The organism is Micromonospora sp. NPDC005710, assembly GCF_040630995.1.
GTDB lineage: Bacteria > Actinomycetota > Actinomycetes > Mycobacteriales > Micromonosporaceae > Micromonospora.
This window is the reverse complement of sequence record NZ_JBEXYP010000012.1, coordinates 145,496-160,051: the sequence shown is the minus strand read 5'-3', so window position 1 is coordinate 160,051 and position 14,556 is coordinate 145,496. Positions and strand designations below refer to the sequence as shown.

The 14,556-nt window shown below is 66.4% G+C and carries 13 protein-coding genes, 1 tRNA gene and 1 pseudogene; 7 read left to right on the top strand and 8 right to left on the bottom strand.

The window, feature by feature from the left end; translation table 11 throughout:
• Positions 1 to 20: 20 nt before the first annotated feature.
• From ABZ406_RS18345 to ABZ406_RS18325, 5 genes and pseudogenes are all read right to left on the bottom strand, one after another.
• Positions 21 to 662, bottom strand: coding sequence for a type II secretion system F family protein (locus ABZ406_RS18345; protein ID WP_357762696.1), 642 nt, complete (start codon positions 660 to 662; stop codon positions 21 to 23).
• Positions 659 to 1,246, bottom strand: a pseudogene (locus ABZ406_RS18340) (hypothetical protein); the annotation flags it as partial. The gene ABZ406_RS18345 and the pseudogene ABZ406_RS18340, both read right to left, overlap by 4 nt.
• A 692-nt stretch (positions 1,247 to 1,938) precedes the next feature.
• Complete coding sequence (locus ABZ406_RS18335; protein WP_357762693.1) at positions 1,939 to 3,150, bottom strand: TadA family conjugal transfer-associated ATPase; 1,212 nt, start codon at positions 3,148 to 3,150, stop codon at positions 1,939 to 1,941.
• Positions 3,147 to 4,250: a septum site-determining protein Ssd gene (ssd, locus tag ABZ406_RS18330; protein WP_357762690.1), complete on the bottom strand. Its 1,104-nt coding sequence runs from the start codon at positions 4,248 to 4,250 to the stop codon at positions 3,147 to 3,149. The genes ABZ406_RS18335 and ssd overlap by 4 nt, the downstream gene beginning before the upstream one ends.
• Positions 4,251 to 4,499: 249 nt before the next feature.
• Complete coding sequence (locus ABZ406_RS18325) at positions 4,500 to 5,690, bottom strand: serine hydrolase domain-containing protein (RefSeq protein ID WP_357762687.1); 1,191 nt, start codon at positions 5,688 to 5,690, stop codon at positions 4,500 to 4,502.
• Between the two features lie 405 nt (positions 5,691 to 6,095).
• Here ABZ406_RS18325 and ABZ406_RS18320 point away from each other — a divergent pair.
• Positions 6,096 to 6,163, top strand: a tRNA-OTHER gene (locus ABZ406_RS18320).
• 157 nt (positions 6,164 to 6,320) lie between these two features.
• Positions 6,321 to 6,881, top strand: coding sequence for a hypothetical protein (locus ABZ406_RS18315; protein WP_357762684.1), 561 nt, complete (start codon positions 6,321 to 6,323; stop codon positions 6,879 to 6,881).
• A 459-nt stretch (positions 6,882 to 7,340) separates the two neighbouring features.
• Here ABZ406_RS18315 and ABZ406_RS18310 read toward each other — a convergent pair whose 3' ends face one another.
• Together ABZ406_RS18310 and ABZ406_RS18305 are read right to left on the bottom strand one after the other, a co-directional pair.
• Positions 7,341 to 7,799, bottom strand: coding sequence for a DUF3883 domain-containing protein (locus ABZ406_RS18310; protein ID WP_357762681.1), 459 nt, complete (start codon positions 7,797 to 7,799; stop codon positions 7,341 to 7,343).
• Positions 7,800 to 7,802: 3 nt separating this feature from the next.
• Complete coding sequence (locus tag ABZ406_RS18305; RefSeq protein WP_357762679.1) at positions 7,803 to 8,792, bottom strand: hypothetical protein; 990 nt, start codon at positions 8,790 to 8,792, stop codon at positions 7,803 to 7,805.
• A 684-nt stretch (positions 8,793 to 9,476) separates the two neighbouring features.
• Here ABZ406_RS18305 and ABZ406_RS18300 point away from each other — a divergent pair.
• From ABZ406_RS18300 to ABZ406_RS18280, 5 genes are all read left to right on the top strand, one after another.
• Entirely contained in the window at positions 9,477 to 10,748 is a 1,272-nt protein-coding gene (locus ABZ406_RS18300; protein WP_357762676.1) for a DNA methyltransferase, read from the top strand.
• Between the two features lie 2 nt (positions 10,749 to 10,750).
• Positions 10,751 to 11,911, top strand: coding sequence for a DUF262 domain-containing protein (locus ABZ406_RS18295; RefSeq protein ID WP_357762673.1), 1,161 nt, complete (start codon positions 10,751 to 10,753; stop codon positions 11,909 to 11,911).
• Positions 11,908 to 12,636, top strand: a complete 729-nt coding sequence (locus ABZ406_RS18290) for an MAE_28990/MAE_18760 family HEPN-like nuclease (RefSeq protein WP_357762670.1) — start codon at positions 11,908 to 11,910, stop codon at positions 12,634 to 12,636. The genes ABZ406_RS18295 and ABZ406_RS18290 overlap by 4 nt, the downstream gene beginning before the upstream one ends.
• Positions 12,637 to 12,923: 287 nt before the next feature.
• Positions 12,924 to 13,256 carry a hypothetical protein gene (locus ABZ406_RS18285; protein WP_357762667.1) on the top strand — a complete coding sequence of 111 codons (333 nt, stop codon included), beginning with the start codon at positions 12,924 to 12,926 and terminating at the stop codon, positions 13,254 to 13,256.
• Positions 13,256 to 13,801 carry a hypothetical protein gene (locus ABZ406_RS18280; protein ID WP_357762664.1) on the top strand — a complete coding sequence of 182 codons (546 nt, stop codon included), beginning with the start codon at positions 13,256 to 13,258 and terminating at the stop codon, positions 13,799 to 13,801. Before ABZ406_RS18285 ends, ABZ406_RS18280 begins: the two co-directional genes overlap by 1 nt.
• Positions 13,802 to 14,161: 360 nt before the next feature.
• Here ABZ406_RS18280 and ABZ406_RS18275 read toward each other — a convergent pair whose 3' ends face one another.
• Positions 14,162 to 14,521, bottom strand: coding sequence for a hypothetical protein (locus ABZ406_RS18275; protein ID WP_357762661.1), 360 nt, complete (start codon positions 14,519 to 14,521; stop codon positions 14,162 to 14,164).
• Positions 14,522 to 14,556 lie beyond the last annotated feature (35 nt).

Below are 14,556 nucleotides of genomic sequence, written 5' to 3'. Positions count from 1 at the left end.
CTGTTTCCCTTCTCGATGGGTCAGAGCACGTCGCCGAGAACGGCGACGATCACCGGCACAAGTCCGGCGAGAATGAATGCCGGCAGGAAGCAGAGCCCCAGCGGCAGGACGATGAGCACACCCGCCCGGCGGGCCGATGCCTCCGCAGCGGTGGCCCGGTCGCCGCGCAGGTCGTCGGCGAGCCGGGTCAACGCGCCGGCCAGGGCGGCACCGCTGTTGGCCGAGCGCAACGCCGCAGCGCTCAGCCGCTCGGCGCCGGGCACCCCGTCCAGCGCGGACCATGCCTCCGCCGGGCCACCACCGAGCAGCAACGTCCGGCCAACCCGGGCCAACCGGCCGGCAAGCGGCCCGTCCAGTGCCTCAGCGACGGCCAGCACCGAACGATCCACCGGGGCGCCGGCCCGCATCGCCGCAGCCAGGAGGTCCGCGGCGAGCGGCAGGTCAGCGGCCTCCTGCTGCCGCCGCTTGCGCACTGCTGGCGGTTCGATCCGCCGGAGCAGGACGTCGAGCAGGAACGCGGCGGGGAGTGCGCTGAGCAGCCCGAGCCAGCCCTCGACGACGATGGCCATAGCGAGCCCACCCAGCACCGCCACGAGCCGAATCACGTCCGGCCGCCGCGGCCTGGTTGAGCTGGGCTGGCCGACGCGGCCACCGGCCGTCATCCGGCTCGTCCTGGTGTCGCGCCCAGCCGTTCCGCCCAGAGGAGGCCCACGACCTGGAGGGCGACCGCGACGACCGCGCAGGTGCCGCCGACCGGGCTGTGCAGGAGCACCGCCAGGGGGTCGACGCCGATGCCGTATCCCAGCCCGATCCCGCCGATCGGCAGCGCCGCCAGTAGCCACGCCGTGGCGCGGGCACCTGCCGCCTGGGCTGCCGCTGCGGCCAGACCCCTGTCGGTCGCCCGAGCGTCCGCCTCGATCCGCTCGACGAGTTCCGCCAGCGGCGCGCCGGTCCGGTCGGCCAACCGCACCGCCGCCGAGGTCAGCTGACGTAGGCGGCTCGCGCCGTCGTGCTCGATGGCCGCGACCGCGAGTGCGTGGGGAACGGGCAGACCGGCCCGTAGGTCGGCCGCGAGGCCGCAGAGCTGGTCCAGCCCACGTCGGCGGCTCCGCTCGGCACTCCGGTTCACTCGCCAGCGCAGCGCGGCGCGTACGGCAAGCGTGCCGTATCCGGCTATCGCCACGGCGGCCACCGGCCCGCCGATCACGGCACCCACACCGCCGCCGAGCAGGCCGACCACCGGCAGCACCCGGGTCGTCGATCGCGAGATACGCGCCGTCAGCGGGGTACCCGACCTTCGGCCGGTCGGGCCGCCGCTTCCGTGGTCGCGGTAAGCAGAGATCGGAAGCCCGTCGGCGACCACCACACCGGCCGCGTCGCCCCGACGGCCGACGTCCGGGGCGCCGTGCCCACCGGCGGTCGCCGGGCCGGAGACCTCGCTCCCACCGACCACGTCGTTGACGCCGCTCGCGACCGCGCCCCCCGACAGTTGTTCCGGACCGAGCACGGCGACGGCCACCTCGGGCCGGTCGGTGCCGGCCGGGCGCCGGGGATCTCGACGGGCTGGCGGACGCGTCGGGCCGTCCGGGCGCGTGAACCCGCCTACCGCACCTGGCCACCTCGGGCTTCGGGAGACGTCCAGCTCGGACCAGCCGAGTGGCGTCCGCCTGCCGCGGGAACCCGCAGTGACTTCTTGCTCCTCAGCGAGGCCGACCGGATGACTTGAGGTCGGGGCAGCGACGGCGTCGCCGACCGGCCCGTCTGGTGTGCGCCCGAGTTCCCTGATCCACTGCACCAGGGCGTCATCCGGATCGACACCGCCGGCCTTCCGTCCCGGCGCCAAAATGCGACGTCTCCGGGCCCGAACGGTCCGTACTGGCCAGGCCACCAGGGCGGCGGCGACCAAGAGCAGCAACGCCACCAGCATCGTCTCGCCGGTCATGCCGGACCCGCCGAGCCGGGCCAGGGCTCGCTGAGGATGGGCGGTACCGCCACCCCACGCTCCCGCAGCAGCGCCCCGAGGGCACGGGCGGCGAGCCCGAGCCCTCTGCCGCGCACCCAGGCGGGCACCACTGTCACCAACCGTTCGGGCCCCTCGGGCAGCAGCAGGCAGACCGACTCCAGGACGCGACCCTGATCGCCACGTCGTACCTGGAACAGCACCTGCAACGCGGCGGCCACCTGGGCGTGCAGCGCGGCGCGAGGCAGCCCGCCCAAAATGCCCAGGGCCTCCAACCGGGCCGGCACGTCCGACGGCGTGTTGGCGTGCAACGTGCCGGCGCCACCATCGTGGCCGGTGTTGAGCGCGGCCAGCAGATCGACCACCTCACCGCCCCGGCACTCCCCGACCACCAACCGGTCCGGGCGCATCCGCAGCGCCTGTCGGACCAGGTCCGCCAGGCTGACCACGCCCGTTCCCTCCACGTTGGCGGTACGCGCCTGGAGCCCCACCACGTGCGGATGCCCCGGGCGTAGCTCGGCGGCGTCCTCCACCAGCACGATCCGTTCGGTGGCCGGCACCATCCCGAGCAGGGTGTTGAGCAGCGTCGTCTTGCCCGACCCGGTGCCGCCGGTCACCAGATAGGCCAGGCGGGCCGCGACGACGGCGGCGAGCAGTGGTGCCAGCGGTCGCGGGACGGTCCCCTGGCGGACCAACTCGTCGAGGGTGAAGGGTCGGTGTCGGAAGGTCCGCAGCGACAGATAGGGGCCCTCGGTCGCCACCGGTGGCAGCACGGCGTGCAGTCGGGTGCCGTCGGGAAGCCTGGCGTCCGCGTACGGGGAACCGTCGTCGAGCCGCCGCCCTGCGCTGGCGATCAGTCGCTGCGCCAACCGACGGACGTCCTCGACCGAGCCCACCGGCACGGCGACCTGCTGCAGCCCCGACCCGCGATCGACCCAGACCCGGACGCCGTTGACGAGGACGTCGGTGACCTCCGGGTCGGCCAGCAGCGGCGCCAGCGGCCCGGCGCCGACCAGGTCGTCGCGTACCCGGTCGGCGATCCGCAGCATGGCGGTATCACCGAGCACTGCGGCGCCGGGCTCGGCCCGTACCGCGGAGACGATCGCCGCGGCATTGACCGGGGTGGAGGCGGCCGCGATCCGCTGCCGTACCCGGGCGGCAAGCGTGCCGTCCTCCGGCCCGGCGCTCATGCCGCACCCGCAGCTGGCACGCCGGTGAGGTCGGCGACGATTCGTTGGCAGAGTGCGGCGAGCGGGCCCTTGCCACCGGCGGCGGGCGCCTCGCCCCGTTCCAGCCCTCGGCAGAGCCCCGGCTCGGGGCGCAACGTGCCGGCCAGAGGAAGGCCCAGCGCACGTGCCACCTCGGTGGCCCGCAGCCGCCCTGGGGCGGGCCCGCGCACCACCACCGAGAGCGCGGCGCAGTGCGGTGCGGCGGCCGCCACCACCCGGGTGGCCGCCGCGGTGGCCCGCAACTCGGCCGGCACGACGACGAACGTGTGGTCGGCGGCCTGCAACGCCACCACCGCCGCGTCGTCCAACTGGCGGGGCAGGTCGATCACCACAAAGTCCCGCCCACGCCGGGCCGCGTCGACTGTCGCCGCCATCGCCGCCGCCGGTAACGCCAGCATCTCGCCGCGGTCCCAGGAGAGCACCACGAGGTCACCACGGCTGGGCAGGGCCTGCACCAGCGCCGGGGCGTCCACCCGCCCGTCGGCACTGGTGAGCGACGGCCAGCGCAGGCCCTCCAACTGCTCCCAACCGAGCACGAGGTCGAGGCCACCACCGAGCGGGTCCGCATCGACCAGGAGAGTGCGCAGCCGGGCCCGGGCGGCGGTCACCGCGAGACCACCGGCGAGCACGCTCGCGCCCGCACCGCCCCGACCGCCAAGGACCGCGACGACCCGGGCGCCGGCGCCGGGCGGACGGTCCGAGTCATGCTCGGCAAACCGATCCACCAACCACGGCTCCGCAGCAGGCAGCATGGCGACGTGCTCGGCCCCGATCAGCTCGGCGATCTGCCAGCCCGGGTCGAACTGACCGGCCCGGCCGACAAGCACCAGCCGGGGCCGCTGCGGCAGTCGGGCGCGCAGACACGCCTGCGCCTGATCGGCGCCGAGCAGCACCAGGGGTGCGGGAAGCCAACGGGTGCGGGCAGCCGCTGGGTCACGGGCGAGTTCCACCTCGGTCCCGCCGACAGCGGCGAGCCGGAGCACATCGTCGAGCAGATCGTCGTCGCCGGTGACGACCAGCGGAAGCCGGCGGATCGGCGGAACCGTGGTACGGGGTGGCATCGCGGCCTCCAGCGGGTCGGTTCTGGTATGCCGCTGACCCTGCTCGGAATCCGCCCCCCGGGCCGTCCGGATCTGGTCGCCTGTGGACAACCTGGTGGCCTGTGGACAACCCCCGCCGAGACAGTGGATCTGCTACGAGCGCGGGCGAATCCGCAGCTACCGCCGCTGCCGGAAACACAGCGGGGTCGCTCCCAGAAGAAGCGACCCCGCAAGTCGGCGGCCAGGCCAGTGGCCTGCCAGCCTGAGCGGTCAGTCGTCGATCGCCTGGTAGACGGTGGTCCAGAAGTCGTGCCACATCGGCAGCCGCTGGTCACCCGCGTGTGCCCGTTGCATCAACACGATCGTGGTCAGGTACTCGGCGGGGTCGTTGTACCAGGCGGTGCCGTAGAAGCCGGGCCATCCGTAACTGCCGACCGAGGGCCCGAGGTGCGTACGGCGGGTGCGGACCGCCATTCCGAAACCCCAGCCGATGGCGTCGAAGTATCCAGGCCAGAACCCGGAGACGGCCTTCTGCCTCGGGGTCAGGTGGTCGCTCGTCATGAGCGTCACGGCCGGCCGCGACAGCACCCGCTCGCCGCCGTGGGCCCCGCCGGCGAGCAGCGCCGAGGCGAAGGCCAGGTAGTCCTGGGCGGTCGCAACGAGCCCACCGCCACCGGACTCGAACATCCGCTGTCGACTGAACCGCCCGCCAGGGGCGTCCTCGACAACCGGCTCGCCGGTGGCGGAGTTGTCCTGCTCGTACGCCGTAGCGAACCGGCCGATGCTCTCGCCGGCCACGCTAAAGCCGGTGTCGACCATTCCCAGCGGCTTGCAGATCCGCTCACGGATGGCATCCCCGAAGGACATGCCGGTAGCCCGGGCGATGAGTACGCCTGTCACGTTGGCCGCGGTGTCGTACATCCAGCGCTCACCTGGCTGGTGCACGAGCGGGAGGTCACCGAGCTGGCGGATCCACTCGTCCGCCGACGGGTATTCGAGTGCGTCCAGCGCGTCGGCGATCGGCACCGTTCCCGGCTCGGCGGGGACCATGCCGGTGCCCAGGGTGCCGTCCAGGACGTCCCGCACCGTTATCGGGCGTGCCGCCGGGACTGTGTCGTCGAGTGGGCCGTGGGGATCGGCGAGCACCGTCATGTCGGCCAGCTCCGGAAGGAGATCGTCGACCGGGTGGTCGAGGCGGAGGGTGCAGTCCTCGACGAGGGTCATCGCACAGGCGGCGACGATCGGCTTCGACATCGAGCCCAGGCGACAGATCGTGTCGACAGCCATCGGCGTCTGCGACCCTGCGCCCTCGAACGCGAGCTGACCCGTCGCTTCGATGTGCACCTCGCCGTGCCGGGCGAGGACGACCACCATGCCCGGGACGAAGCCGGACTCCACCTGGTGCTCGAGGAACCCGCGCACCCGGGCCAGCCGTTTGGACGAGAAGCCGCCAGCAGCCACCTGTTCCCCCTCAGCCTGTCCCGTTCGGCAAGTTACACGGCCGACGTCGGTCACACCGTCCGCGACGAGGTCGGCTGGAGCGCATCCGAGCAGTACCGCTCGTCGACGGACCCAGCCGCCGTGACGCAAGCGAACCTCCCGCTGCGGTGGCGCGCTCCCCACGGAAAAGGGACGACCCCCGTCGGGGGGAAAGTGACCTGACGTAGTAGCGAGTGTGATCAAGTGGCGTACCGCGTGGTCAGAAGTAGCGGTCGTGCCGTCGAGCATGATCGAAAGTCGCCGCGCGGTACGGCGTTCGCTGACGATCCGCTGACTCTCGGATGACGCGCTGCGGGTGCCCGAGGACGGCCGGAGGCCGCCCGCAGGGCAGTCCGCAAGCGCGGCGACACTGTTGTACGGTGCACAGGCGGATAGGGGTGAGCTGTAAATCCGTCGCGGAAGCTTCAGAGGTTCGAATCCTCTACCCGCCACCAGGCAACGGCAAGGCCCCTGACCTGCGGAAAACCTTGTCAGGGGCCTTTGTCGTGTTCCGCTGTCGATGACCTTGGTTCACCCTGCTTGTCCGTCACATCGGGCACGTAACGGGCACGCGAGGAGTTGGTCATATTGAACGCGGGGAGCATCCCCTGGGTGGAGATCGCTGGCGTCGTCCTTGGCGTCGTTGGCAGCCTGGTGGCGGGTCGAGAGGCGCTCCACTCGCGATCCGGGGCCAGGAACGCTCTAGTCGCGGCGAAGCAGTTCGAGGCCGTCCTGGACGCCGCCCTCTTGGAAGCCGCCGACGCTGCGGTGAGGGAACCGCGTGCCTCCATAGATCAACGGGTTGATCGTCTTGCAGGTGCCCTGAGAGAGTCGGATGAACTGATCCAGGAGCTGCAAGGCGAACTCAGAACACGGAAGGCTGCCATCGACCGGCTCCGTGCTGAGGAAGAGCAGAGTCGGCAATTGGCTGCGCTTAGCGCCGAAGAGGCAGCGGCCGTACGGGCGCTTCTCGACAACACAATCGCGAGTGCCCACGCGGATCTCCAGGGGCGGTTACTAGATGAGCAACGAGAGCTGCGAGACAAGTTGGCCTCTGTCCAGCAGCAGCTAGACATCGCAAGGAAAAAGGGGCGGCGCGAGCAGCTCCTCTACTTCGTCTCCGGTGCGTTGGTCTCCATCCCCATCGGGTTCATGGTCAACCTGTTCTCCTAGTTCGGCTTCCCTGGGTTAAGCGGATCTCCTCGTCGGGCAGTCGTAGACCGTCCAGCCTCCCCGGGCGGGGCGAAGGTGGAGCGCCCTACCGGACGAACGACCTTGGCCCCGTTCGGGGAGGCTGGTAGCCCTTGTGGGGCCCGACGAGGTGATCTGCGGCGGCATCTCTGAGGAGGGTCGGGGTTCGGGGCGGAGCCCCGAGGTCTTCCGATCCTGCAACTCCCAAGCGTGGCCGGCCGGCCCGGCCGATGCCGGCCGGAGGTCGCCAGCAGGCCGGGGCCGGGCCGGCGCGGCCCGCTTGCGGGCCGCCTTGATCCAAGAGAGAACGTTTCGGCAATGCTGAGACTTGAACCCTGAACCCCTCCGCTCTGCTCCTGATCAACCCGGATCGGGCGGATCGGCTGCCTGGCCTGGGCCGCTCTGCTGTTGCCTTACAGCGGTTGACAGCTCTTGCCGGTGTCAGTTGTACCGGATCTGTGCCCGTGGATCATGGGCACAGCCTGGCTCTGCATTCGTTTGCCCGATCGGCCCGAGCTGCTCGGCGTCGTCGTACTCCTGTGCACGCAACGTCGGCCAGTAGGTGATCTGCGGCCTCGTACGGTCGAGCATCCTGGTCAGGACATCACCGTGGATGATCCGGACGCGCATCAATCCCTCGCCAGCTCGCACGACGTTGTCCACGACGTAGAGGTAGAAGTTCTCGGGCTCTTGACGGGCCGCCTGAACCTGTCGGCCCTCCAGCGGAACTGAGGCGCTTCGAGCCGACGCGCCGAAGGCCTTCACTTCAATCTGCCGCGGTGGGCTGCTGACGTCGTACGGAGCGCTCGTGAGATGTACGTCTTCCGGTACGCGACCGTTGCGGCGTTCGAGCTCCATCACGTACTCGATGGCAATGCGCTCGATCTCACTGTTGCCCATCGCCTAGCCCTCTACGCAATCGAGCGTCGAGACCGAACACCGCCCCAACTCAAACCGGTCGCCGGGCCGCCGTTTGAAGGCTGAGTGGCTGAGCATGCCGCGCCTGAGTTCAGCACCAGAGGCTGTGAAGCCGGACATTGACAGCTCGTCGCGCAGCTCGCGAGGGGTCAGCGCGGCACGTCGGCGGGCGAGATGCCGAGCGGCGGCCTGTTCGACCGTTGGTCGTCCTGCGGGTTCAATGATGCGAAGTGCCCCGCGAGCTGCTTGGTGTTCCTCAAGGGCAACCGTCAGCCCATCCCGCAAGGGCTCCATCGCCTCGCGGAAACGATGCCAGCCCTCACGCCATCGAGCTGGATCGAGATAGCCGAAGCGACCGGCCAGTACTACAGCACCAGCAAGCAGTCCGATGGCAGGCACTGGGTAGCTACGAATGGCGCGGACGGCGGCTCCGCCGGCTGCGGCGACCGTACGAGCAGTCAGCTCCGCGAGCAAGGCAGCGTCACCCAACCGTGCTTCGAACCCGGCCGCCCGTAACAGGCCGTAGGCCAACCCGACCCAGGTCGCGGCGTCAGTGTTGGCGAACCCAAGTCGCGTGAAGACACTGTCGCTGCTGAGGATCACCGCCGGAGCAAGCAACTCGGCAAGCGCAGTAGTCCCGATGTCATCCGGGTCCCCCCGTAGCCGACGCGGCAACTCGCGGTCGATACAGAGCATCGTGCGCACGCGTGGGCTGAGGTAGTCGCGAATCGCCAGGTCGACGACAGGGACCCCCGGCATGATTTCGTTCCACAAGACCCCTGATGCCTCCGACACCGGGACGTCACTTGACGCGGCGATTGCCGGCAGGTGCTCGACAAGTTCCTCAGGTACGTGCGCAGAGACATAGATGTTTGACCGGCCGTTTCCCGCCAGCCCGCTGAAGAGCTCCTCGTTGCGGCCTCTGCGGACCGCATTGCAGGCACGCGAAGCCAGGACGTTAGTGTCGGCAACCACAACCAATGCCGGCCATGGCGCTGCAAGAGGGCGCAGTGTAGGGCCGACGCGAGGAAGCGCCGACGCCCGGAGTGCCTGACTGTGCATCCGTCTAGTTTGCGCGCCGGCTGGGTGGGATTACCAGCATGTATCCGGCGGCTGACGCGCCTCCATTGCCCAGAGCGGCCGTCGCCCTCGCAGCCGGGCATGACCACCGTCGGGGGGACGCGGACCCACGTTGTCGGCTACTGCCAACGCCTGGCACCCCGCGTCGACGAACAGGTGCCGAGGGCCAAACCTTGACGCTCGGGGCCGATCTACATCTACGCTCGCGCTGCCTACTTGCTGCCTCGCCGCCTGTCGCGTCGCTTACAAGCTCGGTGTAGTGCGCGTCTGCACACGCCCGGGAACGACAGCATTCTCGGAATCTCGTTCATGTCAGCGTGCCCCAGCCTGCCGTCTCCGTCGTCGTGGCCGTTCGGCAGCCCGTGGCCAGCGGCCTAGGCCGACATCGCTGCGGTAACGAGCCAAGCAGCGAAGTCAGCAAGTTCCCAAGAGGTTGATCTACCGGCCAACATGTGCTGCTGTTAACCTGCACTACTTGCACCACCGGCAGCAGAGGGCTGCTTCGCTCGATCGTCGTGGCTGTCTCCTCGACAAGGGTGGTCGTACGTAGACTTGGCCAACACGTGGCGGGGAGACCGGGTGACGGGTACCAGAGCCGGTCAGCTCACACACCAGCCGGCCCTGCCAAATCTAAAGGTCCCTTCGGCATCCGGACCGAAGGGCTCTCCCAAGCGGCCACGCGAGGAGACGGCCGGCTTGGCGGATGTTTTTCCCTACTATGCGGGGTTTTCGTTCGAATGGGCACGCGATCAGTTGAGTGTCATCGCGCCCAATGACGACGACGTGGTCCTTGATCCCTGGAACGGCAGTGGTACAACCACGCTGGCAGCGACTTCAAATGGGCACCGATCCGTAGGCATCGACCTCAACCCGATCGCCAACTTAGTAGCAAGCCTGCGTGGAGGTGTCCACGCCGTTACCGAAGCATCGGATCCACCCCCTAAACCGTCGGGATCATTTTCGACGGCAACGGATCCGCTTCTCTCTTGGTTGTCTCCCCAGACTGTGCTTCGTGTTCGCCAGTGGACGAATCATCTGCAATCCCAAGCAAAGCCCGTATCGGCGCTGGGTTACGTCTCGCTGTTCCGGGTCGTGCGCAGACTGACAGAACGCTTCGAGGGCAGCAACCCAACATGGGTTAAGCGGGCGGCGTCACCCGACCAATTGGTGCATGTAGAAAGCGATCAACTAGATGTGCTGTTGGTCGCGGATCAGCGGTACATCCTCAATCGCCTTCGCAGCAGTGACGAACTTGGCGGAATACAAGCCACCTTAATCACGGCGTCGGCGAACCGTTTACCGCTGGCAAATCGCTCGGTTGACGTGGTACTTACATCTCCTCCCTACCTAACCCGAATCGACTATGCGGTCGCGTATGCTCGGGAGCTTGCGGTTGTGGGAGTCGACATCGCCAAGGATCGGTCGCTTAGATCGAGCCTGATGGGAACAACTCTAATCAGGCCCGGGCAGACAGCGAATGTTCCCAGCTACCGGACACTTGCCACCAGCCTCGTCAATGATGTCTCTAAGCACAAGAGCAAGGCGTCGGCAGGCTACTACCTGAAGCAGGTTCGGCAGTATCTCGACGACCTATCCTCGAGCTTTGACGAGATAACGCGCGTGACCAAAGACGAGGCAACACTTACCCTAGTCGTTCAGGATTCTTATTACAAAGACATTCACATTCGGCTAGCTGAAATCTGCATCGAAGAAGCAGAGGCGCGCGGGTGGAAGCTCTATGCGGCGAGCCCAAAGGAGGTCACCCGCCTTCTTACCGCTGTGAACACAGCCGCTCGCAAGTATCCCAAAGGCAAAGTCAATGAAACGGTAGTCACTCTGAAGAAGGGCTGATTATGGCGAGGCGCAAGGCCAATCAAACCATGCTTCTGGACCCAGACCAGCTAATCACTTCGGTTGACTCAAAAGTCAACGCCGTTCGCACACAGAGTATCGACTTCTCTTTTAACGAACTCGCGGATATGTATAAAGATCAGGAACTGATCATTGATCCCGAGTTTCAACGCATGTTCCGATGGCCAGAGGGTTCGCAGGCAAGGTTTATCGAGTCCCTCCTACTAGAACTGCCCGTGCCCCCAATCTTCCTTATTGAGCGCGAAGACCGGGTATATGAACTAATCGACGGACTCCAGCGAATATCGTCGTACCTCAACTTCCGCGGGCAGTTGAAGATCGATGGCAAGTTGCAGCCTCCCCTCGTGCTCGCCGACTGTGACATCGTAAAAGAGTTAAACGGCTTAACGTACCAAGACTTGCCACGTGCGATGGAGATCAAGCTAAAGCGCAGCTACATCCGGGCGGAGATTCTCCGGAAGGAAAGCGATCCTCGCTTGCGCTACTACATGTTTAAGAGACTGAATACCGGCGGCGAGACCCTCGAAGCGCAAGAGGTGAGAAATGCAACGATTCGCCTCCTGTCCAATGGCTTCAACAGTTTCATCTCGCAACTGAGCAAGGAAAGCAACTTCGCTCACTGCATTGATATCATTTCGTACAACCAGAAGAAGCAGAAGTTCGATCAAGAGCTCGTCCTGAGGTTTTTCTCTTACAAGAATGATGGCGCTCGGTATCGCCATGACGTCGCAAATTTCCTGACCGACTACATGGAAGCGGTCTCGGATCCGGTCGACCCGACAGAATTTGACTACAGTCAGGAGCGGGCAGTATTCGATAAGACCTTTCAGATTCTCCGCGTTGTATCCGATCATCTCGGCATCGACTCGAAGATCTTCGGCACAGTGGACCAGCGCTATCCTGAGCCCAGAAGTCAGTTCTCGGTCTACCACTATGAGGGCATCGTGCTCGGCCTGCAGCAAGTTCTTGACAAGGTCGATCCTGAGGACGCAGCCCAAGTCGAACGCCTTGGCCAGGCCGTGATGCGGGGGAAGTTCGACCGGAAGTTCCTCGATCACTGTGGAGGAGGAAAGAATTCGCGAAACGAGTTGAATGCCAGAGTTAAGTACTTTTCCGATGCCTTTAAGGCGGCGATCAGTTGAAACTCTCGGACCTCAGACTAGAACTGGAAGAGGATCTGTCTTGGCGGCTCGACGAACTGCGACATCTCCGCAATGAACTGTTGGCGAACCCTGACCCCGAATCATGGCCCGTCTCCGCACTAAGAGCTATCCTCGTGATGCAATACGCACACCTAGAAGGCTTCGCCAGGCACGCCTTTAGCTTGTACATCGATGCCATAAATGCCAAAGGGCTGAAGGCTATTGAGCTTAAGCCTCATCTCTTCGCGGCTGCGTGTATCGCCGAATTCGAGGCTTTACGAACAGGCGCCGGCCAAAGTGACGAGGGATCTGCGGACGATGGCATCTTGACGCGGCGCGCTGTACGACAGGTCAATTTTGTTCAGCGCGTGAGAGAGCTCAACGAAGCAACGATCACTATCGATCCGCAAGTGGCGGCCTCCATGGAAATGAACTTCGGGACCGACGTTTTACGTCGAACGCTATACCGATTGGGAATCCCAGAGTCGGAGGTCAGCCGTAGCTACTTCCACTCGCTAGAATTCGTAAGGCGCACCCGGAACGACATCGCGCACGGCAGCCGCAAGTCACGCATCGATGTTCGGCTGTTCAATGTCCACAGACGCAAGTGCGAGCAGTTTATGAACGATTTAGCGAGACTGATCACCTCGGCCGTGAGCCGTGAGTGGTTTCGTCCCTTTCCGATGCAGGGGATTCCGGAACCTCGAACGCCTGTGGAGGCCTGAACGGGCGTTGCACCCTGCTGCTCGCAGGAGTCGATCCCCGTCGATAGATCCCCTTTGTCTCGAAGGGATACTCAGTCGCGACTGAGCATGACGAGTGGGGACGCCTCGACTGCGGGAAAGGCCGAGGCTGCTTCAGCAGCGTCTGGTGGCAGTTCTCACTCGTCGCCCCCTGCCGGCGGCCCTGCGTCACACAGCCATCCGTTGGAAGCTGATTATGAGGAGAGCGTCCAGCTTCGAGGAGTGATCTGGGGGTCGCAGGGAGCAACATTTTCTAGCATCATTGCTACATGACTCACCCCAACGGGTACGCGATCGCCGAACGACTAGCGGTCGCCCCCTACGCAGAGGCCCCAACGATCGCCGGACGTGACCCCCGAGAGAATCTGCTTCTTCGCATGTACCACGCGCTGGAGGCGTCCGGGTTGGTCGTCGACGTCACGAGCGACCGTGACGCGCATGGCCACTGCCGCTTCTGCTCCCAGCTACGCGGCGAGCCACACGATGAACGGTGCCCGGTTCCCCGTTGCGTCGTCACCGGCCATCAACGGCTGGTGTGCGAGCAGAAGCACAAAGACGATCACGACTGCGGCGTCTCCCTTTGGGCTGCCGAGGACGACTGATGGCACCAAAGATGCAGCATGGCGGCGCCCCTGCCGAGGAAGGTCCTGCGGATGGCACTGACATCGTCCGTGACATGCTGATCAACGGCTGCCGCTGCACCGTACGAGTGACAGTGGATGGCGAGGCAGTGCAGGTGGGCTTCGACATCGACGACCAGGGGCAGGTCGTCGGCCTGATGACCGGCACTCTGCGCCGAGCCGACCTTCTTACGGCAGCGAAGGCGATCTCTGCCACGATCGCCGGTGTCGCGGTGGCGCTCGGGCTCGCAACGCCGAACGCCAATCCTGGCGTTGACGAGATCCGGAAGGTTTACCCCAACGCGTTCGAGCCGTGGACAGCCGACGCCGACCTTCGCCTGATCCGTCGTTTCCAAGAGGGAGCTTCCATGGTCGAGCTCTGCACCGAGTTTGGCAGGAACGTCGGCGGCATATCGTCCCGACTCAAGCTACACAAGCTCACCGTGGCAAAACCGACTCACTCAACGACTCGTAACGAGGATTACGCCGAGCCACCGAACGAGCCGAACGGCGAGGAGTGGGTCTAATACCCCTCCTGTCGTGACTGCCTTGTGGGTGACTTCGTGATCGGCAGTCGCGTCAAGGGCTCCTTGACGCATGGCCCCCGCGCGCCGGGATAGGGCGGTGCCGCGACGAGGCCGTGGTGGGGTTGCGGCGCGGCGGTGTGACGGCCGCCGCGTCCTGGCCGGCTGCCGGCCCACGAACTTCAACCACACTCGGCGCTACCGTCTGCGGCGGCCCGGGTTCCCGCTATCCGCGCCAGCCGATGGGCCTGGGCGTGCTGCGCAGCTTTGGGCTTGCCCGCTGCGCAGCGCGACGCCCAATCGGCGGCGCGTGCGGCCCGTCAAGGGCCCTTGAGGATGTACAGAAACTCCGCGCGGTCTGCGCTACCGGCACGCTTTCCGAAGCCGCTCGACCGCGACAAAGATCTGCTGTTCGGCACCAGGTCGACTCGGCCGCCACTCAGCGACTAGGGGTAGGACGGCATCGACGAACTCGGTGAGTTCCTCCGTAGTGGTCGGCTCGGGTACGGCGTCAAGCGCCGCGACTCCGGCCAGGGTCGCCTGGTGCCGATGGGCGTTCGTCGGTGTGTTCTGCCACGCGGATGAGTCGCGCCACTCCTGCACACGCTGGCGCACCTCGGCTGCGGCGGCTCGGATAGCGGCCGCCTGCTGGCGAGGTGTGAGTTCGGCGCGAGCGTGGAAATGGTCGGCGGGTTCCTGCGGCGGCGTGTCGGCGTCGCGCATGGCGGCGATCGTACCGGTGCCATGATCGGAATTGC

Excerpts from the sequence above, each read along its gene's own strand:
- ABZ406_RS18345 (WP_357762696.1), bottom strand. The coding sequence starts at position 662 with ATGACGGCCGGTGGCCGCGTCGGCCAGCCCAGCTCAACCAGGCCGCGG.
- ABZ406_RS18335 (WP_357762693.1), bottom strand. The coding sequence starts at position 3,150 with ATGAGCGCCGGGCCGGAGGACGGCACGCTTGCCGCCCGGGTACGGCAG.
- ssd (WP_357762690.1), bottom strand. The coding sequence starts at position 4,250 with ATGCCACCCCGTACCACGGTTCCGCCGATCCGCCGGCTTCCGCTGGTC.
- ABZ406_RS18310 (WP_357762681.1), bottom strand. The coding sequence starts at position 7,799 with ATGGGCAACAGTGAGATCGAGCGCATTGCCATCGAGTACGTGATGGAG.
- ABZ406_RS18295 (WP_357762673.1), top strand. The coding sequence starts at position 10,751 with ATGGCGAGGCGCAAGGCCAATCAAACCATGCTTCTGGACCCAGACCAG.
- ABZ406_RS18285 (WP_357762667.1), top strand. The coding sequence starts at position 12,924 with ATGACTCACCCCAACGGGTACGCGATCGCCGAACGACTAGCGGTCGCC.
- ABZ406_RS18280 (WP_357762664.1), top strand. The coding sequence starts at position 13,256 with ATGGCACCAAAGATGCAGCATGGCGGCGCCCCTGCCGAGGAAGGTCCT.
- ABZ406_RS18275 (WP_357762661.1), bottom strand. The coding sequence starts at position 14,521 with ATGCGCGACGCCGACACGCCGCCGCAGGAACCCGCCGACCATTTCCAC.